Raw genomic sequence first — 20,443 nt, 5'->3', positions numbered from 1 at the left:
CTATTCCGTCCCGCTACCGGAATGGGTCTGCCGTTGCAGGATGCTGGAGAACTCTTCAGCAAAAATATCGTATTTACTGATCAATCGTTCCACATCATTGGAATAACGGTTATAAGCAACTACGGCCGGAATCGCCGCAAACAATCCCATTGCCGTAGCGATCAACGCCTCGGCAATACCTGGTGCCACGGTAGCAATGGTCGCCTGCTTGACCGCGCCCAGCCCCATGAACGAATGCATAATGCCCCAGACCGTTCCGAACAGGCCGACATAGGGGCTGGTGGAACCCACGGTAGCCAGAAAGGAGAGATGATTTTCCAGACGATCGATCTCACGATTCAGGGCCACCCGCATAGCCCGCTGGGCGCCTTCAATTGCGGCCGACGAATCCACATTGCGATTTTTGCGCAGCTGCGCAAATTCACGAAAACCGGACTCGAAGATCAGCTCCATTCCCTCCAGACGGGCGCGTCGGCTGGAGAGTCGCTTGTACAGATCGCCCAGATCGACCCCGGACCAGAAACGCCGTTCAAACTGATCGGCGGCAGACCGTGCTCGCTTGATGACCGCATATTTGAAAAATATAAGCGTCCAGGAAAGTATCGAGACGACCAGCAACAACAACATGACCAGCTGCACAACCAGGCTGGCTTCGAAAATCAAGTGGGTAATCGACATTTCCGGCAACGGGAATTTCCTCTATTTGTTGTTATAAGCCTGGTAATTTTGACTGCATCACAATGAAAAGACGTATTCGATAATCACCAACAGCACCGAAAGATGTATTCTGAACAACAGGCGCCTTCCCGGTGATTGACAGAGGCCTTCATGGACCGGCCGTCAAACGACCAGCTTTTGTTGCAGCTCCTCCGGAATCGCGCAAGGCCTGAACGTTAGCGCATCGAGGCTGGCAATTTTGACTTCGCCATCACACAACAGGACATTGTCCGTTTCCCGATGGATGGTCTGCGCGAACGTCAGACTGGCCTTGCCGGCTTCCGCCACGCGGGCACTGACCACCAGCTTGTCGTTAAACCGGGCCGGCTGACGATAATCGACCGTGACCCGGCGTACCGCAAATAGGACATTGTGTTGCGCAATGAGTTCATCCTGCTCGAAACCCAGCGTGCGCAGCCACTCGGTACGGGCCCGTTCCATGAACTTGAGGTAATTGGCGTAATACACCACCCCACCGGCATCCGTATCTTCATAATAAACCCGCACCGGCCACAGGAACTCGTTCACGCTTCACAACCCCGGCTTGCAGATACCTCTCGCAGAGGCGCAAAGGCGCAAAGATTACAAACAAAAAACGATCTAAGCGTTTTGTCCGCCAATGATAAATTAAGGGGAACACAATACATGCATATCGACCGCTATTTTATTTTGCAAACCTTTGCGAGCTTGGCGTCTCTGCGAGAGTCATTTATCAGTTTCTGATGTATCGAACAGGTCCAGTGAGGCGGCCGTGGGTTCGGTGCTTGGCGCGGGCAGGCCGAAGTGGAGATAGGCATGGCGGGTTGCTATGCGCCCGCGCGGGGTGCGCATCATAAAGCCCTGTTGAATCAGATAGGGCTCGAGCACGTCCTCGATAGTGCCCCGTTCCTCGCCGATGGCGGCAGCCAGGTTGTCAATGCCCACCGGCCCGCCGCCGAATTTCTCGATGATGGTCAGCAGCAGTTTGCGATCCATCATGTCAAAACCGTGGTTGTCCACATCCAGCATATCCAGCGCCTCGTGAGCCACAGCCGCGCTGATGCGCCCGTCCGATTTGACCTGGGCGTAGTCACGTACGCGGCGCAGCAACCGGTTGGTAATTCGCGGTGTGCCGCGGGAGCGACGGGCAATCTCCAGTGCCCCCTCATCCTCAATCTCCACCTCGAGAATCTGCGCGGAGCGACGCACGATACGCAAGAGATCTTCCGGGCTGTAAAACTCCAGGCGTTGCACAATACCGAAGCGATCCCGCAAAGGGGAGGTCAGCAGACCAGCACGGGTAGTGGCGCCGACCAGGGTAAAGGGCGGCAAATCCAGTTTGATGGAGCGGGCCGCCGGCCCCTCACCGATCATAATGTCGATCTGGTAATCTTCCATGGCCGGATAGAGGATCTCCTCAACCACGGGACTCAGACGATGGATTTCATCAAGGAACAGGACATCGTGGGGTTCCAGATTGGTCAGCAGCGCCGCCAGATCGCCGGGGCGTTCCAGAACGGGCCCGGCGGAGTGCTTCATGTTCACCCCCAGCTCGTTGGCGATAATGTGCGAGAGCGTGGTCTTGCCCAGGCCGGGGGGACCGAAGATCAGCACATGATCCAGTGACTCGCCGCGGTTGCGCGCCGCCTCGATGAAAATCCCCATCTGCTCGCGCACCACAGCCTGGCCCACGTAATCGGCCAGCCGGGCCGGCCGGATGGCCCGATCCAGGGCATCTTCGGCACCCTGCTGATGGGCGGCAATCAGGCGATCGTTTTCAATCATCGAGTTTCAGGTGCCTGTTTTGAAATAATTATAATATCAACCACTTACCGCCGCTTTTAGAGCGGCGCGGATAATATCTTCACTGTTTCGCCCCTCGCTGTCCACCGACTGGACCATGCGACTGGCCTCCTGGGGCTTGTAGCCCAGGGCAATCAGGGCGCTGACCGCCTCACGGTCGGCCTCCTGCGAGCCGGCCGCCGGAGCCATGCCCCCGGCCGGCGGCGTGGCCGCCAGCTCCTCGTCCTCCCAGTCGGCCAGCCGATCGCGCATTTCCATGATCAGCCGCTCGGCGGTCTTTTTGCCTACCCCGGGCAGCTGGACCAGACTGCGGCTGTCATTATCGTGCACGCAGCGGGCAAATTCGCCGGCGCTCATCCCCGAGAGAATCGCCAGAGCCAGCTTGGCCCCGACGCCGTTCACCCGGATCAGGCTGCGGAACAGGCGTCGCTCCTGCTCGCTGGCAAACCCGTACAGCTGCTGCGCATCCTCGCGCACCACCAGATGGGTCTGCAGGGTTACCGGCTGGTTCACCTCCGGCAACTGATAAAAGGTCGACATGGGGGCCTCGATCTCATAGCCCACCCCGTGCACATCCACCAGCAACTGCGGCGGCTGCTTGCTGACCAGTATCCCCTGAATACGCCCGATCAAAGCTCAATCCTCATCGATAGTCAGTTTCCAGTACCTGGCGACTAGCGCCTGGGACCTGTTCTTCGCCGCAAGCGGCGCACCCCCGCCGGCAACCGGGGCGCTATTTGTTGCATGCTCTGGCGCAGATGGGCATGACACAACGCCACGGCCAGCGCATCGGCGGCGTCTTCCTGGGGCAATTTGTTGAGGCCAAGCAAATGCTGAACCATATGCTGGACCTGCGCCTTGGCGGCACTGCCCTTGCCGACAATGGCTTTTTTGATTTCGGTCGGGCTGTATTCGCTCATCGGCAGGGAGCGCAGCGCTACCGTGCTGATCGCCGCTCCCCGGGCCTGGCCCAGCTTGAGCGCGGAATCGGCATTGCGATGCATGAACACCTGCTCGACCGCCACCTCATCGGGGCGATGTTCCTCGAGCAGGGCTTCGAGTCCCTGGCAAATGGTCTTGAGGCGGGTATCCAGCGTACCGTCGGCGGTGCGTATACACCCACTACTGATCCACAGGGCGCGCGAACCCTGCATCTCGATGATGCCAAAACCGGTCAATCGGGAACCGGGATCAATGCCCAGAATGCGTGTCATTCAAAAAGAGTACAGGATACCGACAGCGGAGAAAACGGCTTTTCAGGCAGACTCGAGGTCAATGGCAGCACAAAGGCGGGCTTTTAACGCAGAGGCGCTCGAATAATTTTGATTTTTAATGTTGAATTTTGAATGAAGCTTGAAACTGCAATTCAAAAATTTAGAATTCAACATTCAAAATTACACCAGGTCACTGGCCGAGTTGTTCGAGGACGTCGTCGGAAAAGTCGGCGTTGGTGTAGACGTTCTGCACATCGTCCTGGTCTTCGAGCATGTCCACCAGTTTCATTACCTGTTCGGCCTCTGCAAGTGGCAGATCGACACTGGTCGCGGCGCGCATAGTCACTTCCGCCATTTCCGGCTCCAGCCCCGCCGCCTGCATGGCGCGTTTGACGTCGAGAAAATCTTCCGGGGTGGTCGTCACTTCGATGCTGCCATCCTCGTTGGTGACCACATCCTCGGCGCCCGCCTCCAGGGCCGCTTCCATGAGGGCGTCCTCATCACTGCCGGGAGGAAAACTCAACGTACCCAGTTTGGAAAACAGATAGGCCACCGAACCGTCAGTCCCGAGATTGCCGCCGTTCTTGGTAAAGGCATGACGCACCTCCGAGACGGTTCGGTTACGGTTGTCCGTCAGGCAATCGGCCATGATCGCGACCCCGCCGGGGCCATAACCTTCATAACGGACCTCTTCATAATTGGCACCGTCCTGATCGCCGCTGCCACGTTTCACCGCCCGCTCGATGGTGTCCTTGGTCATATTCGACGACAGCGCCTTGTCGATGGCCGTGCGCAGTCGCGGGTTGGTCTCCGGGTCGCCACCTCCTTCCCGGGCGGAGACAGTGATCTCGCGAATCAGTTTGGTGAACAGCTTGCCGCGACGGGCATCCTGCGCGGCCTTGCGATGACGGATATTGGCCCATTTACTGTGTCCGGCCATGGGTACCTCGTGATGTTCCGTTAACTTTCGATAGCGGCGATCTTAGCATTAATGTGTGCGGGAATCAGGGGCTAGATACCAGGGGCCAGGGCCAAGAGCCAGGGACTTAGGACTCAGAACTCAGAACTCAGAACTCAGAACTATTAACTATCGGGGAGATAGATGGCAGTCTGCTCGTAGTGTTCGTCGTCGGCACCACTGTCAAAGGTGAATTCGTGGCTGCCGATGCGGATGATGTCGCCGTGCTTGAGCATTTGCCGAAGGATCTTGCTGTCATTGACGATGGTGCCGTTGGTGCTGCCCAGGTCTTCCAGGTACACGTCGTAATAGTTTTCCAGATAATCATTCGGCTTGAGGACCAGCCGGGCATGGCGACCACTGACAGCCGGATCATCCAGCTGGATATCGTTGCCGGCCTGACGGCCGATATGCATTTCCTTTTTATCGAATGCATAACTGCTCAGCGTCAGTCCTTCATGTTTGAGTAACAGTTTGGCCGGCATAGGGGGTTCCGTTGTTCAGACCTCTTCGAAGCGCATCCGGGTATTGGACACTTCGACGACATCGCCGGGATTGAGCTGCTGGCTTTCGCTTTTCAGTGGTTGCCCGTTAATCACCGGCGGCTGGCTGGCTGTGCCGCTGCCGCTCATGCGCATTAAAAAGTAGTTCTGACCGCGCCGGGCGATGACCGCCATTTGCGAGCCGGGCGTGCCCAGGGTGGTATACGGCTTGGTTAATGGCAGACTTTCGCCCGACTTGGTACCGGAGAGCACGGTCACCTGGTAGCTCTTGGGCGGCGGTGTCGAGGGCTGCGCGGAAGCGGACGATTTGCCGGACGAGCCCCCATCCGCGGAAATAATGACGGTGCTTTCGAAATCCTCGGCGTTGTCATCCACGTACTTGAATTCATGACGGCCGATGCGCACGACATCGCCGTGATTGAGCTGTCGCTTGCTGACCTTCTTGCCATTAAGCAATATCCCGTTGGTGCTGTTCAGGTCCTCGATATAGGCATGCTGCAGCATCAGAAAAGCAGCATGGTTACCGCTGACGGTGGGATCGTCCAGCTGTACATCGTTACTGGGCTTGCGCCCGACAGTCATCCGTTCCTTACTCAGCGGATATTCCTTCACGACCGCGCCGTTGTGGGTCAATATGATTCTTGCCATTACCATAGAGCTCCGCTCAGGATTAATCGTCTTCTAAACCGATGGAATCGGAAAAGGCCTGTTGCAGGCATACCATCACTACCGAAATATTGTCCTTGCCGCCCTTGTCGTTTGCAAGCCCGACAAGAGCCTGTGTTGCCCCTTCAAGATTACAGCCAGCAGTTTCGGAGCGGTAGTCCCGCAGCAGGCTGATAATCTCGTCGTCATTGACCAGGTCGGTCAGCCCGTCAGTGCACATGAGATACATATCGCCGTGGGCCACCTTCTCTTCATTGACGTCCACCTCGACGGTATCGGCAATTCCCAGCGCCCGGGTAATCAGATTACGGCTGGCCGACAACTGGGCCTCTTCCTGGCTCAGATAGCCATTATCCACCATTTCCTGCACCAGGGAATGGTCGGTAGTGATTTGCTCGAGTTTGTCATCCCGCAACCGGTAAGCGCGGGAATCCCCCACGTGGGCACTGATAACCCGATCGCCCTGGAACAGGTTCAGGACGATGGTCGTACCCATCCCATTATAAGCGAAGTTCTCCCTGGCCTGTCGATTAATCTCGTCATTGGCATAGGTAATGGCCTCGCGCACCGCATCACGCAAATCAATGCTGTCGCTGACCTGCATCTCCGGATCCAGCACATCGCGCAGCACCTCCTGGATGCTGTTGACGGCAATTTCGCTGGCTACTTCACCCGCGTTATGCCCCCCCATCCCGTCAGCCACGATCACCAGCCCCATGTCCTTGTCCCAGGCAATGTGGTCCTCATTATGTTCACGCATCTGGCCGACGTCCGAGACGCCGTAGATAACCAGTTTCGCCGAATCACCCAACATTGATTTTCCTACCCTAATGCTTCTTGGTTAACCGTTCCCGACAACGGGTCAGAGCCTTGGCCATCTGCGCGCCGCTCTGGAACCGACGTTCCAGTTCCTTGTGCAGCGCCTTGTTAATGACCTGACTGACACAGGACGGCAAGTCCGGACGAAACATGCGAATATCCGGGTGTTTCTCATTGGCAATCTTGTACATGAGACTTGCCAGTGAATCGGCAATGAACGGCAATTCGCCGGTGAGCATCTGATACAACGTCACGCCCAGTGAGAACAGATCCGAACGCCCATCCACCTTGGCACCGGCCAGCTGTTCCGGCGACATATAGGACGGGCTCCCGAGAATAGTACCGGTTTTGGTCTTGCTGGTATCGGTCAGACAGGCGACGCCAAAGTCAGTCACCTTGACTATCCCGTTATCCCGATCATAAATCATATTGGCCGGTTTGATGTCCCGATGAACGACTCGCTCATTATGCGCATAATCCAGTGCCTCGGCCACCTGTACAATGACATCGAACACTTCCTGCGCAGGCAACAGCGCCTCGGACTTGGCATATGCCATCAGGTTCTCACCCTTGAGGTAGTCCATGGCGATATAAGAGAGGTCCTGATCCTCACCAACATCGTAAATCGTCACAATGTTGGGATGATGTAAGCGGCCGGCGGTTTCCGCTTCACGGAAAAAACGTTCCTTCACATCCGCCAGTTTATCTCCCTCGAACTCCTGGGAAAGGCTCATGGTCTTGATCGCCACACTACGTCCGATTTTCGGATCATGGCCGAGATAGACCAGGCCCATGGCCCCACGCCCCAACTCGCTGTCAATCACATACCGGCCTATCATCGGTTTTTGCACGCCGGTATTGCTGATAATCAGCGTCCCATCGGACTGCGCTGAACTCTTGCTATTACCCACTACAAATTGTTCGGAAACTTCCCGGTTACGTTGCAGCCGTTCCTGTACATCACTGAAATTGTCATCATGCGAAGCAATATATTTGAATACCGCGACTGCCTTGTTGTACTGGCGCTTGCGCTCATAATCCAGGCCCAGGTTGTATAGCTGATTTAACAATGAGGCATCGACAATGCAATGACGGTATTTTTCAAAGGCCTGATCCAGATGTCCCTGACTATGATACTGCTGGCCCAGCGCCTGATTGGCCTCGGAGAGTTCCAAATGTATATGCCGCACCTGATCCTGTAAGAAATGTTTGGCTCCCAGGACCAGATGGCCGAACAGCAACAGGGCCACCGGCGTCATCAGAGGCAACCACATGGAATGAGCGAGCATGGCAATAAAGTGGACATTGAGTAATCCGATCAAAATCAGCGCGGTCAGTGCCAGTCCCGTACTGAGTCGAAAACGCGGCAGAACAAACATCAGATACAGACCGATAATCAGGATCAACAGCCATTGTGCGAGATTCGCCCACGGCGGTACCTCGAACAGATCGGCACTCAACAGGCTGGAGATGCTATGCGCCGAGGCCAGTACCGGCGGCATGACTTCCCCAATCGGGGTTTGCAGATTACGGGTGTACTGCGGCGCGGTCAGGCCGATGAGAACGGTTTTGTTGCGGAACAGTTCACTGTCGAGCTTGTCATCCAGCACATCGAGAATGGAAACCACCTGAAAAGGTGGCTTACCTTCCTTGCCGCGGTAAAAACGCGGGTAGATACGCAGTTCGTCATCGGTTTTGATGTGCTGTTCCGCCAGCTCAACACCCCGCTCCAGATGCACGTTAATCTGCGAGGAGGTCAGATGCAAAGTGCGCGCGGCCACCATCAGGGTGAATGACGGCAAGTAATGCTCGCCATAGCGGAACACCAGCGGTTCGGCGCGCAGGCTGGCCTGCCCGGCGTTACCGAGATTGATAACACCGGCCCCGCCCGAATATTCAGCCAGGGTTTCAATTGGGGGATAGATGCGATCGATCACCGGCACCGGTTCGGGCAAAAACGGTTGATACCAGCGATCGGGGTCGGGAACACCGCTAACCTGTTCCAGCCGGAATTTTTGAAGATAGTCGGGAAGCCGGACGTCACGACGAGTCGCTTCGTGGCCGGCATAGGGGATCGCCAGCACAACCCGACCGGCATAGCGCAAGGTATTGGCAAAGTCCTGATCGGTCTGCATCCGCTGCTCGGCCTGGCTGGCCAACTCGAGCAGGCGCCGATTACCGCCTTGCTTTTGCAGGGCGTCTTTCAATTCCTGGAGAGACTCAAGACCGATGGCATGTTGCTCACCGTCGAACGGCAGGGCGAAGCCGATTACCGAGGGCTTCAGAGCGGCTATCTGGCGGGTTGCCCGGGCCAGAACATCGCGCGGCCAGGGCCAGCCACCTCGCTGGTCGACCGCGGCTTCGTCGATTGCCACCACGACCACGTTACGATCCACAGGCTGACTGGCAGCAAACCGGGCGCCGAAGTCATACCCCACGTTTTCCAGCGGCCGCGTCACCTCGGTCACGCCGCCCAACAGGAAAAGCCCGGCCACAACGAGGCCGAGAAACCAGTCGGTTCGCCAGTAGGGTATCTGCTTCACGCTTGCTCCATTACTACGGGCTTGTGATTATCTGTTTATGCCCGCCCGGGACATCATGAAGGTCACCGGGGGATTTGCCCACATTAATTATCGGCAGAAAAGAGAATGACATGAGCTGACCGGTTAATAAAGGTGCAATTACGCAACTTGAGGAGCCGTTCCCGGTACGGCCACGCTCCCATCAACTGCTGGATTTTGCCCGGGCTGGCGGATTGCGCAGTTTGATGTGCAGTTCACGCAACTGGGCCTCGCTGACCGCTGACGGGGCCTGGGTCAGCAGGCAGCTGGCGCTCTGAGTCTTGGGAAAGGCCATCACGTCGCGGATCGACTGGGCGCCGACCATCAGCATCACCAGCCGGTCCAGGCCGAAGGCCATGCCACCATGGGGCGGGCAACCGTAATGCAACGCGTCCAGCAAAAAGCCAAACTTCTCCTGCGCCTCGGCTTCCTCGATCCCCAGAGCCTGGAACACTTTGCGCTGGACTTCTTCGCGGTAGATACGCATGGAGCCGCCACCGATTTCGGTGCCATTGAGCACCATATCGAAGGCCCGTGAGCCGCAGTGGCCTGGATCCGATTCGAGCTTGTCGAGATCGGCCTCGGCAGGCGAGGTGAAGGGATGGTGCAGCGAGTACCAGCGCCGGGTCCCCTCGTCCCACTCGAACATGGGAAAATCAACCACCCACAGCGGTTGCCAGCCGTGCTCCAACAGGCCCCGGTCATGGCCGAGCCTGACTCGCAGGGCACCCAGCGCCTCATTGACGATGCTGGCCTTGTCCGCGCCGAAGAAGATCAGATCGCCGTTCTCGGCGCCGGTGCGCTGTAAAATGGCCTCGACGGCATCATCCGGCAGGAATTTGAGAATCGGCGATTGCAGCCCTTCCCGGCCGGCCGAAGTATCGTTGATCTTGATATAAGCCAGACCTCGTGCGCCGTAGATGCCGACAAAATCGGTGTAATCGTCGATCTCCTTGCGGGTCAGCTCGCCGCCTCTGGGCAGCCGCAGGGCAGCCACCCGGCCCGCCGGATCCTTCGCCGGACCACTGAAGACCTTGAATTCCACGTTTTGCATCACATCGGCCACATCCACCAGCTCCAGCGGAATACGCAGATCGGGCTTGTCCGAGCCGAAACGGCGGATCGCCTCGGTGTACGTCATGCGGGGAAAAGGATCGTGCAGGGGGATTTCCAGCACATGGGCGAAAACATGCCGCAGCATGCCCTCCATCATCTGCATAATGGCTTCCTCGTCGAGGAACGAGGTCTCGATATCCAGCTGGGTAAATTCAGGCTGGCGATCGGCACGCAGATCCTCGTCACGGAAACAGCGCACGATCTGGTAATAACGATCCATGCCGGCGACCATCAGCAGCTGTTTGAACAGCTGCGGCGACTGCGGCAGGGCGAAAAAGGCGCCGTCATGGGTGCGGCTGGGCACCAGGTAGTCGCGCGCCCCTTCCGGGGTCGCTTTGGTCAGCATGGGCGTCTCGATCTCGAGAAACCCTTTGTCATTCAGGTAATTACGGAATTCGGTGGTGATTTTCGAGCGCAGTTTCATGCGCTGCAGCATTTCCGGGCGGCGTAAATCGACATAGCGATAACGCAGGCGATGCTCCTCGGAGACATCCTCGTCATCGAGCTGGAACGGCGGGGTTTCCGAGTGGTTGAGAATCTCCAGCTCCAGGCCCAGGACCTCGATCTGCCCGGTCGGCATGTTGGCGTTCTCGGTTCCCCCGGGACGGCGACGCACCCGGCCGGTGACCCGTAGCACATATTCACTGCGCACCTTCTCCGCCAGCATGAAGGAGTCGGGCTTGTCGGGATCGTAAACGACCTGCAACAGCCCTTCGCGGTCGCGCAGATCAATAAAGATCACGCCACCGTGATCGCGACGCCGGTGAACCCAGCCGCAGACGGTGACTTGCTGATCGATATGAGATTCGTTGATCTCGCCGCAGTAATGGCTACGCATGAGAATTCAGGGCCTTGTGCTTGGGACAAGGCGGGAATCTTACGGATTGGCGGGGATCTGTGCAACCGGGGAATCACCCCGGTGACACGCATGGAGCGGGTTTCAGGCGGTTTTCTTGCTGTCGCTGCCGCTGCTTTTACTTCCCTCGCCAGCCAGATTCTTGCGCTTGTCCGACTTGAAGTCGGTTTCATACCAGCCACTGCCCTTGAGCCGGAAGCCGGAGGCGGAGATCAGTTTTTTCAGGGTCGGCTTGCCACAGGCAGGGCACTCACTCAGGGGCGCATCACTCATCTTCTGAATCGCTTCCAGGAGATGATCGCATTGCTCACACTGGTATTCGTAAATCGGCATGGGGGCAGTTCCTCATCGTACGCAAGCGGGTTAAGGGACAAAGTCAGGTTATTATATAACCGGTTTAAGGCAGACACACCTGTTTCCTCTAAAATAGGAGCGGTTCCACCGGATTCAAGTCCCGGATGAGCAGTTGGGATCCACCGCCTATTATGCCACAATCCCTCTATTTCAAGCGGTTATGCCATAATGCAGCCCCTTTCTCCTTCCCCTGACGACAACGGCGACAAGGCCCGGCTCAAATTGCGCCGCGTGGCCATCGATACCTACCACGAAAACGTCGCCTTCCTGCATCGCAACTGCGAGCTGTATCGTGCGGAGGGCTTCCAGGCATTGAGCAAGATCGTGATCATGGCCAATGGCCGGCGTATCTACGCCGTGCTGAACGTAGTGGATGACGAGGCTATCGTCGGCACCGAGGAGCTGGGGCTGGCGGAGCAGGCCTTCACCCAGCTGGACATGCAGCCGGGCGAGCCGGCCCGGGTGCTGCATGCTGAACCGGTTGAATCAATGGATGCGGTACGCCGCAAGATCCGCGGTGAGCGCCTGTTGCATCAGGATTACCGGGACATCGCCAGCGACATCGCTGCCAGTCGTTACTCCAAGATGGAAATGGCTGCATTTCTGGTGGCCTGTACCCAGTCGGGCCTGGATCGCGAGGAGACTCTTTATCTGACCCGCGCCATGGCCGAAACCGGCGAATATTTGCACTGGAATGCCCCGCTGGTCACCGACAAGCACTGCATCGGCGGCCTGCCCGGTAATCGCACTACCATGCTGATCGTTCCGATCGTCGCCGCCCACGGCCTGCTGATGCCCAAAACCTCCAGCCGGGCTATCACCTCGCCGGCCGGCACGGCAGATACCATGTCGGTACTGGCCGGGGTCGATCTGAGTCCACACACCATTTACCAGGTAGTCGACAAGACCCGCGCCTGTCTGGTCTGGGGCGGGCGGGCGCACCTGGCCCCGGCCGACGATATCCTGATCTCGGTAGAGCGGCCGCTGGGTATCGATTCCGAGGCGCAGATGGTCGCCTCCATCCTGTCCAAGAAACTGGCCGCCGGGGCCACGCATCTGTTAATCGATATTCCGGTAGGCCCTACCGCCAAGGTGCGTCACATGAGTCAGGCCCTGCGCCTGCGCAAACTGTTCGAATACATTGGCGATCGCATCGGTATCCATCTGGAGGTGGTTATCAGCGATGGTAGCCAGCCCATTGGTTGCGGCATCGGTCCCATGCTCGAAGCCCGGGATGTCATGCAGGTCCTCGAAGGCAATCCGAATGCCCCCAGCGATCTTCGCCAGAAATCGCTACGTCTGGCGGGCCGGATACTGGAGTTCGACCCCGACGTGCGGGGTGGCCAGGGTTATGGTATCGCCCGCGACATCCTCGAAGACGGTCGCGCCCTGCGCAAGATGCAGGAAATTATCGCCGCCCAGGGCAAGATCGAGTACGCCTTTATTGCCGGCCCCCTGAACATCGAGATCACCGCTGAGCAGGAGGGTGTGGTCACCGTCATCGACAATTTCCAGCTGGCCAAAATCGCCAGCCTGGCCGGCGCACCGATGGAGCGAGCGGCGGGGGTGGATCTGCTCAAAAAGCTGGGCGATCCGGTGACCCCGGGTGAGCCGTTGTATCGCATCCATGCCGCCTTCAGTGCTGACTTCAACTTCGCCCGCCATCTGGCCGAGCAGAACAGTGGCTACCGGATTGGCCATCCGGATGAGATCAGCCAGACCTATATGGAAATCTGATCCGTTGAGGATGGGACCATGACACTCCTGCTCACTTTTCCCGATGAAGCGGTGCCGGCGCAACGGCTGGCGACGGCGTTGCAGATCGATTACGCCACTATCCATGTGCATCATTTTCCCGATGACGAAAGCTGCCTCACGTTGCCGCCGGTTCTGCCATCTACCGTGGTGCTGTATCGCAGTCTGGATCATCCCGACGCCAAACTCGTGGAGTTGTTACTGGCGACCCGGACCGCCCGTGAGCTCGGTGCCGAACGGATCATCCTGGTCAGCCCCTACCTGTGTTATATGCGCCAGGACATGGCCTTTCATCCCGGTGAGGCCGTCAGCCAGCGGATCATCGGTCGTTTCCTGGCCGACCTGGCAGACGCATTGATCACCGTGGATGCCCATTTGCACCGCATCACCCACCTGAATGAGGCTATTCCCCTGCCCCAGGCCTGTAACCTCAGCGCCGCAGCGCTGCTGGGCCAGTTTTTACTGGAACAAAGCCAGGATGCTCTGTTGCTCGGGCCCGATGAAGAGTCCCGCCAGTGGGTGGAACAGGTGGCCAGGGTCGGCGATTTTGATTTTGGTGTCGCCGACAAGTTCCGTCACGGCGATCGCGAGGTGAAAATCCGTTTACCCGACCTCGATTACTCGCAGCGCCGGGTTGTACTGGTAGATGACATGATCAGCAGTGGCCACACCCTGGCGGAAACCGCCGAGCAGCTGTACCGCGCCGGGGCCCGGAGCGTCGATGCCCTGTGTACCCATGCCCTGTATGATGCGAGAGCGGCCAGGTTGTTAAACCAGGCCGGCATTAAAACTATCTGGAGCTGTGACAGCGTCCGCCATTCAAGCAACTCAGTAGAGCTGGCCCCGCTACTGGCCACAAGCCTCACGGAGATACTGAACTAGGTTATGCGTTCCCCCGGCAATTATCTGCTGCTGTTTTTCGTCGCCCTGCTGCTGATTCTGTTCATCCATATCCAGATATTCTCACTGGTGCTGAGCAAACTCGGACTGTCTCCTGACTCGGCCGCTCTGTTATTGATCACGACGTTATTTGGCAGCGCCGTCAATTTGCCTTTGGCCACGGTCAAGGCACAAGCTCCGACCGCACCGCCACCGCAACCACCGGCTAACTGGCCGTTCAAACTGCCGCCGTTCACCGGCTATACCGTCATCGCTATTAACGTGGGCGGGGCAATGGTGCCGATCCTGTTCTCGCTTTATCTTTTCCTCAGTCAACCTCTGCCAGTCTCCACTGTTCTGCTGGCCATTGGTATCGTCACTGCGATCAGTTACGGCTTCAGCCGGCCCGTAGTCGGGCTGGGCATCGGCATGCCGATCTTCATCGCCCCGCTGACCGCCGCCATCACCGCCCTGCTGCTGGCCCCGGAACACAGTGCGCCACTGGCCTATATCTGCGGTACCCTCGGTGTGCTGATCGGCGCCGACCTCCTGCGCCTCAAAGACATACCCAAACTTGGCACCCCGATCGCTTCCATCGGCGGCGCGGGAACCTTCGACGGTATCTTCTTCACCGGCATCATCGCCGTGCTACTAGCGTAGAGATAAAGAGATGAACGCAGAGGCGCAAAGATAATTTTTAATGTTGAATTCTAAATTTTGAATTGCAAGATTGCCTTTGATGCATAATTTAACATTAAAAATTCAACATTTTTCTTGCTCTGCGTTCCTTTGCGTCTCTGCGCCTCTGCGTTAGAGTTCTTTTTAATATAATGTTCCGGCGTTAGGTTATGAATACGGACAAAAAAAACATTCTGATTACCGGCTGCTCATCCGGGATAGGCCTGTGCGTGGCGCGGGGGTTGCGGGAGCGTGGTTACCGGGTGTTTGCCACGGCGCGACGCGAGGCAGATGTGGCGAAGCTGAACGCAGAAGGCCTGGAGAGTTTGCGGCTGGATCTGGATGATTCGGATTCGATTAATGCGGCGGTCGATGAAGTGCTGAAGCGCACCGGCGGCACCCTGTATGCCCTGTTCAACAACGGGGCTTACGGACAGGCCGGGGCGGTGGAGGATCTGCGCCGCGACGTGCTACGCCGGCAATTCGAGACCAATCTGTTCGGCTGGCATGAGCTGACCAACCGGGTCTTACCTGTTATGCGCCGGCAGGGTTACGGGCGGATTATTCAGAACAGCTCCATCCTGGGACTGATCGCCCTGCCATTTCGCGGCGCCTACAACGCCAGCAAATACGCTCTGGAAGGCCTGTCCGATACCTTGCGCCTGGAACTGCGCAAGACCGACATTCATGTGTCACTCATCGAACCCGGCCCGATCAGCAGTCGCTTTCGCGCCAACTCCTTTACCGCCTATCAGCAGAACATCGACCGCGACAACAGCCCGTTCCGGGATCACTACCTGGCCATGGAACAGCGGCTGACCAAGGAAGGCCCCGCCGTGCCCTTCACCCTGCCGCCGGAGGCGGTGTTAAAACGCGTCATCCACGCCCTGGAAAGCCGGCATCCCAAACCGCGTTACTACGTCACCTTCCCCACCTACCTGTTCGGCACCCTCAAACGCTTCCTGTCCACCCGACTCATGGACAAACTCCTCTCTCGAATATAAAAGTACAGCACAGGTTCTTAGAGAAATTTAAAGAAAAACGCCGAGGCGCAGAGACACAAAGAACCGCAGAGAAATAAATAACTTTGAATTTTAAATGTTGAATTAGATGTGGCCCTGAAAACCAGAATTTGAAATCAAACATTCAAATTTAAATCTTTGCGTTCTCTGCGTCTTTGCGCCTCTGCGTTGGAATTGTCTCTTGCCTGGCGTCAGGTACGAATACCCACACCCTTGTTGAGCAGGTAGAGGCAGAACAGGTAGAGGACGATGACGAAGCCGGTGATAATCAGCAATGCCACGCGAATGTCGATGTCGGAGACACCCAGCATGCCGTAGCGCATGGCGTTTATCATATAGAGGATCGGATTGATCAGGGAAACGTTCTGCCAGAATTGCGGCAGCATGTCGATAGAATAGAAAATCCCGCCCAGGTAGGTCAGCGGGGTCAGCACGAAGGTAGGGATGATAGAAATATCATCGAAGCTTTTGGCATACACGGCATTGACAAATCCCCCGAGCGCGAACAGCAGCGAGGTCATCAGCACGACATACAGGGTTACCAGCAGATGATGCAGTTGCGGCTCGGCGAAGATCAGGGAAACGGCAGTAACGGCCAGACCCACTATCAGACCACGTGCCATGCCGCCGGCGGCGTAGCCCAGCACGATGAGGTAGTTGGGCATCGGCGAGATCAGCATCTCCTCGACATGACGCTGGAACTTGGCGCCATAGAAAGAGGAGACCACGTTGGCGTAAGAATTATTGATGATCGCCATCAGGATAATGCCGGGGACGATATACTCCATGTAGCTCAGACCACCGATGTCCGACAGCTGGGAACCGATCAGGTTACCAAAGATAATAAAATAGAGGCCGGTGGTAATCGCCGCCGGCAGCACTGTCTGAATCCAGATGCGAATAAAACGCAGGAATTCCTTGGTCAGTATAGTGGTAAAGGCAACATATTGCTGTGACAACTTCATGCGTTGTCCTCTTCGACCAGGCGCACAAACAGCTCTTCCAGCCGATTGGTTTTGTTGCGCATACTCAGTACATGCAGACCCTGGCGATCCAGCGCCTCGAACAACTGATTGAGACTCTGTTCCTTGCTGATATCGACACTGAGTGTACTGTTATCGAGCATATTCAGGTTATAGCCTGCGACGTGGGGCACCGTTTCGATGGTCTCGCGCAGATCCAGCACAAACGTTTCCACGTGCAATTTCATCAATAACGTTTTCATCTCGGTGTGTTCCACCGCCTCGCCATGATTAATAATAGCGATATGCCGACACAGCTGTTCGGCTTCTTCCAGGTAATGGGTTGTCAAAATGATGGTGGTGCCCTGCGCGTTGATCTTGTCAAGAAACTGCCACATAGAGCGACGGATCTCGATATCCACTCCGGCGGTCGGTTCGTCGAGAATCAGCAGTTTTGGCTCATGTACCAGCGCGCGGGCGATCATCAGGCGGCGCTTCATGCCGCCGGACAATTCCCTTGCCATCACATGGCGCTTGTCCCACAGTTCCAGCTGGCGCAAATAAGTTTCAGCACGCTCATAGGCCAGCTTGCGATCGATACCGTAATAACCGGCCTGGTTGACCACGATCTCCACCACCGGCTCGAACTGATTGAAATTGAATTCCTGCGGCACCAGACCGATACAGCTTTTGGCCGCTTCCAGATCGCGGTCGATATCGTGCCCGAATACCTCAACGCTTCCCGCAGTCTTGTTAATCAGCGAACAGATGATCCCGATGGTGGTGGATTTCCCTGCCCCGTTGGGCCCGAGCAAGGCGAAGAAATCCCCCTCGCGCACGTCCAGATCGACCCCCTTGAGGGCCTGCACCCCGCCACGATAGGTTTTGGTCAAACCCCGAATGGTCAACGCGTTGGACATAAACTCACTTGAAAAACCGAACCGGCGGGTATTCTAACAAAAGACACTTGCCAGTAGACAGGCGCCATCTCAAAATCAAAGGGTATAAAAACATTAACGCAGAGGCGCAAAGACGCAAGGGGCGCAGAGATATAATTTTTAATGTTGAATGTTGAATTGCAAAATTGCCTTTGATTCAAAATTTAACATTCAAAACTCAACATTTTTCTTGCTCTGCGTCTTTGCGTCTCTGCGTTGATCTGTAAAGTCTGAAAAACAGGCGCGATCAGATCAGCGACTCGTCCTGAATGACGGACGGCAGGTCGATGTCGCATTCGTCATTGTTGAGAATTTTACGGATTTCCAGTTTCTGCTTGCCCTCGCGCCAGCGTGGGTGAGCCAGGTTGATCAGCTTGGGTTTGACGTAGCGCATGCCCTTGCTGTTGCTGACCAGCAGGACAATGGGACGGAGTCGACTTTTTTCACTGGCGGAGACGACGATTCCGGTCTGTCCCAGGTTGAGCTGCACCATGCTGCCAATGGGATAGATACCCAGGCACTTGATGAACTGTTCCACCATATTCTGTTCAAAATCTTCGCTAATCCATCCGTACATGTTTTTCAATGCTTCATAGGGCGCCATGCCATCGTGATAACAGCGATCGCTCGTAATCGCATCGTAGACATCGACAATGGAAACAATCTTGGTCATACGATTGACCTGCTCGCCCATTAAACCGTGGGGATAGCCCTTGCCGCTGATCCGTTCATGGTGATGCAACACAATATCGAGTGATTCCCGGGGAATCCCTCCCTTGGCGACAAGTAATTCATGGCCTTTTTGTGCATGAGTTTTGACGATTTCGTACTCTTCGGGGGTCAGCCGACCCGGCTTGTTGAGGATCTCCAGCGGGATACTCATTTTACCGATGTCGTGCAGCAGGGCTCCCAGCCCCATCAACTCCAGCGAGTCCTTGTCCATACCCAGATACCGGCCAAAGGTCACTGCCAGAATGCAGGTATTCATGCAGTGAGTCACGGTGTACTCGTCACGATGTTTCAGATGCGACAGCCAGGCCATGGCATTGGGGCTACGGGTGATACTTTCGGTGATTTCAGTGACCAGCTGGCGGGCCGTGTTGGTATCCAGGCTATTGCCGAGGCGCACGTCCTCGAGCAGGGTCTCGATGTAGCTTTTGGTGCGCGCATGAACAGGACGGGCTTCCTGCAGAGCCTGCTGGAAATGCCTCTCTTCACGTTCGGCTTCTTTTTCGGCCTGCTGTTTGCTAACTGCGAGAGCCGCCGGTGCCGGCTCGCGGGCCAGGGTTTGCAGATCGGGGAGCACCGACTCATGGGAACGATCGGTATCAACATAGACAAAACTGCAGCAGCGCCGGAGTTCCGCCAGTTCGTCCTCGCCAGTAATCAATACGCCCTCGAGCAGAAATGGGGTTTCCGCCCAGCTACAATCCAGATCACTAACAAACATCCCTTCCCTGAGACGATCGACATTCACTTTCACTTTCATACCAACTTCTCATCTCGTGTCACAGTTCGACGTGCAGCGGTAACTAGCCCAGCCACTGGCGGGCGTTTTGAAACAATCGTAGCCAGGGACCATCGTTACCCCAGTCGTCAGGGTGCCATGAATACTGTACCGTGCGAAATACCCGTTCCGGGTGGGGCATCATAATGGTAAAACGACCATCCGTGGTGGTCAGGCCGGTAATCCCGCCGGTCGAGCCGTTGGGATTGAAGGGATAGCGCTCGCTCGCCTGACCATAGTGATCAATATAGCGCAAAGAGACCAGCCGATCGCCCAGCAACTGGCTCGCCTGCTGCGGTTCCTGGAAACGGGCCTGTCCCTCGCCATGGGCCACGGCAATGGGCAGCCGGGAACCGGCCATACCGGCCAGCAGGATCGAGGGCGAATCGAGCACCTCGACCAGGGAAAGCCGTGCCTCGAACTGCTCGGAGCGGTTGCGTACAAAGTGAGGCCAGTGGTCAGCGCCGGGAATCAGATCCCGCAGGTGGGAGAGCATCTGACAGCCGTTGCAGACACCCAGTCCGAAACTGTCGGGACGCTGGAAAAACGCCTCGAATTCGTCGCGAGCACGTGAATTATACAGAATCGAGCTGGCCCAGCCGCCGCCAGCGCCCAGCACATCGCCATAGGAAAAACCGCCACAGGCGGCCAGCCCGGAAAAATCATTGAGCGATACCCGCCCGGCGATGATATCGCTCATATGCACATCCACCGCGGCGAAGCCGGCACGGTCGAACGCAGCAGCCATCTCGATCTGACCGTTGACTCCCTGCTCGCGCAATACGGCCACCCGCGGGCGCTGGCCGAGGTTGAGATACGGCGCGGCAACATCCTCCTGCGGATCGAAACTGCAATAGGGGGACAGACCCGGATCGGCGTCATCCAGCAGATTATCGTACTCTTCCCGGGCACACTCGGGATTATCGCGCAGCGCCTGCATCCGGTAACTGGTTTCGCTCCAGCGGCGCCGCCACTGAACCTGAGCGCCCTCCAGGAGGCTCTCGCCCCGATGTTCGAAAATCAGCCGATCATCGTCGCGCAGCGAGCCAATCACATGGCTGTGATGGCCCAGGCCGGCGTCATGCAGCGCCTCCTGTACCGTCGCCAGCTCGCTATCGCGCACCTGGATGACCGCCCCCAGCTCCTCGCTGAACAG

General features: G+C 57.0%; 20 protein-coding genes. 4 read left to right on the top strand and 16 right to left on the bottom strand.

Features of this window, described 5'->3' with window-relative positions:
• The 12 genes from tolQ to R6U90_RS11750 form a co-directional block, all read right to left on the bottom strand.
• Positions 1–678, bottom strand: coding sequence for a protein TolQ (tolQ, locus tag R6U90_RS11805; RefSeq protein WP_410352894.1), 678 nt, complete (start codon positions 676–678; stop codon positions 1–3).
• Between the two features lie 162 nt (positions 679–840).
• Positions 841–1,245 (bottom strand): tol-pal system-associated acyl-CoA thioesterase, encoded by a 405-nt coding sequence (gene ybgC / locus R6U90_RS11800; RefSeq protein WP_410352893.1) that lies wholly within the window; start codon positions 1,243–1,245, stop codon positions 841–843.
• A gap of 177 nt (positions 1,246–1,422) precedes the next feature.
• A complete protein-coding gene (gene ruvB / locus R6U90_RS11795) occupies positions 1,423–2,481 on the bottom strand; it encodes a Holliday junction branch migration DNA helicase RuvB (protein WP_410352892.1) in 1,059 nt (352 codons plus the stop codon).
• Positions 2,482–2,517: 36 nt separating this feature from the next.
• On the bottom strand, positions 2,518–3,132 hold the full coding sequence (ruvA, locus tag R6U90_RS11790) for a Holliday junction branch migration protein RuvA (RefSeq protein ID WP_410352891.1): 615 nt from the start codon (positions 3,130–3,132) through the stop codon (positions 2,518–2,520).
• Positions 3,133–3,173: 41 nt separating this feature from the next.
• Positions 3,174–3,713, bottom strand: coding sequence for a crossover junction endodeoxyribonuclease RuvC (ruvC, locus tag R6U90_RS11785; RefSeq protein ID WP_410352890.1), 540 nt, complete (start codon positions 3,711–3,713; stop codon positions 3,174–3,176).
• 190 nt (positions 3,714–3,903) lie between these two features.
• Positions 3,904–4,653: a YebC/PmpR family DNA-binding transcriptional regulator gene (locus R6U90_RS11780; RefSeq protein ID WP_410352889.1), complete on the bottom strand. Its 750-nt coding sequence runs from the start codon at positions 4,651–4,653 to the stop codon at positions 3,904–3,906.
• 143 nt (positions 4,654–4,796) lie between these two features.
• Positions 4,797–5,156: an FHA domain-containing protein gene (locus R6U90_RS11775; RefSeq protein ID WP_410352888.1), complete on the bottom strand. Its 360-nt coding sequence runs from the start codon at positions 5,154–5,156 to the stop codon at positions 4,797–4,799.
• Between the two features lie 15 nt (positions 5,157–5,171).
• Complete coding sequence (locus R6U90_RS11770) at positions 5,172–5,822, bottom strand: FHA domain-containing protein (RefSeq protein WP_410352887.1); 651 nt, start codon at positions 5,820–5,822, stop codon at positions 5,172–5,174.
• Between the two features lie 22 nt (positions 5,823–5,844).
• A complete protein-coding gene (locus R6U90_RS11765; RefSeq protein WP_410352886.1) occupies positions 5,845–6,654 on the bottom strand; it encodes a Stp1/IreP family PP2C-type Ser/Thr phosphatase in 810 nt (269 codons plus the stop codon).
• Positions 6,655–6,667: 13 nt separating this feature from the next.
• A complete protein-coding gene (locus tag R6U90_RS11760; RefSeq protein WP_410352885.1) occupies positions 6,668–9,202 on the bottom strand; it encodes a protein kinase domain-containing protein in 2,535 nt (844 codons plus the stop codon).
• Positions 9,203–9,383: 181 nt separating this feature from the next.
• The gene (gene aspS / locus R6U90_RS11755; RefSeq protein WP_410352884.1) at positions 9,384–11,174 is read right to left on the bottom strand and encodes an aspartate--tRNA ligase; all 1,791 of its coding nucleotides are present in this window, start codon (positions 11,172–11,174) and stop codon (positions 9,384–9,386) included.
• Between the two features lie 102 nt (positions 11,175–11,276).
• Entirely contained in the window at positions 11,277–11,525 is a 249-nt protein-coding gene (locus R6U90_RS11750) for an FmdB family zinc ribbon protein (protein ID WP_410352883.1), read from the bottom strand.
• 189 nt (positions 11,526–11,714) lie between these two features.
• Here R6U90_RS11750 and R6U90_RS11745 point away from each other — a divergent pair, with 189 nt between their 5' ends.
• The 4 genes from R6U90_RS11745 (at position 11,715) to R6U90_RS11730 (ending at position 15,862) form a co-directional block, all read left to right on the top strand.
• Entirely contained in the window at positions 11,715–13,283 is a 1,569-nt protein-coding gene (locus R6U90_RS11745) for a thymidine phosphorylase family protein (protein ID WP_410352882.1), read from the top strand.
• 18 nt (positions 13,284–13,301) lie between these two features.
• Entirely contained in the window at positions 13,302–14,183 is an 882-nt protein-coding gene (locus tag R6U90_RS11740) for a ribose-phosphate diphosphokinase (RefSeq protein ID WP_410352881.1), read from the top strand.
• Between the two features lie 3 nt (positions 14,184–14,186).
• A complete protein-coding gene (locus tag R6U90_RS11735; RefSeq protein WP_410352880.1) occupies positions 14,187–14,840 on the top strand; it encodes a DUF1614 domain-containing protein in 654 nt (217 codons plus the stop codon).
• A gap of 188 nt (positions 14,841–15,028) precedes the next feature.
• Positions 15,029–15,862 carry an SDR family oxidoreductase gene (locus R6U90_RS11730; RefSeq protein ID WP_410352879.1) on the top strand — a complete coding sequence of 278 codons (834 nt, stop codon included), beginning with the start codon at positions 15,029–15,031 and terminating at the stop codon, positions 15,860–15,862.
• Between the two features lie 209 nt (positions 15,863–16,071).
• Here the strand turns inward: R6U90_RS11730 and R6U90_RS11725 are convergent, their stop codons facing one another.
• From R6U90_RS11725 to R6U90_RS11710, 4 genes are all read right to left on the bottom strand, one after another.
• Positions 16,072–16,845 (bottom strand): ABC transporter permease, encoded by a 774-nt coding sequence (locus R6U90_RS11725; protein ID WP_410352878.1) that lies wholly within the window; start codon positions 16,843–16,845, stop codon positions 16,072–16,074.
• Positions 16,842–17,762: an ABC transporter ATP-binding protein gene (locus tag R6U90_RS11720; RefSeq protein ID WP_410352877.1), complete on the bottom strand. Its 921-nt coding sequence runs from the start codon at positions 17,760–17,762 to the stop codon at positions 16,842–16,844. Before R6U90_RS11720 ends, R6U90_RS11725 begins: the two co-directional genes overlap by 4 nt.
• 265 nt (positions 17,763–18,027) lie before the next feature.
• Positions 18,028–19,269, bottom strand: a complete 1,242-nt coding sequence (locus tag R6U90_RS11715; protein ID WP_410352876.1) for an HD-GYP domain-containing protein — start codon at positions 19,267–19,269, stop codon at positions 18,028–18,030.
• 43 nt (positions 19,270–19,312) lie between these two features.
• Positions 19,313–20,443, bottom strand: a 1,131-nt coding sequence (locus R6U90_RS11710) for a phosphoribosylformylglycinamidine synthase subunit PurQ (RefSeq protein ID WP_410352875.1), incomplete at its 5' end; no start/stop codon positions are given.

Source organism: Thiohalophilus sp. (assembly GCF_046483665.1).
Taxonomy (GTDB): Bacteria; Pseudomonadota; Gammaproteobacteria; order UBA6429; family Thiohalophilaceae; genus Thiohalophilus.
Note: the sequence above shows the minus strand (reverse complement) of the source record. Positions and strands in the feature narration are given on the sequence as shown.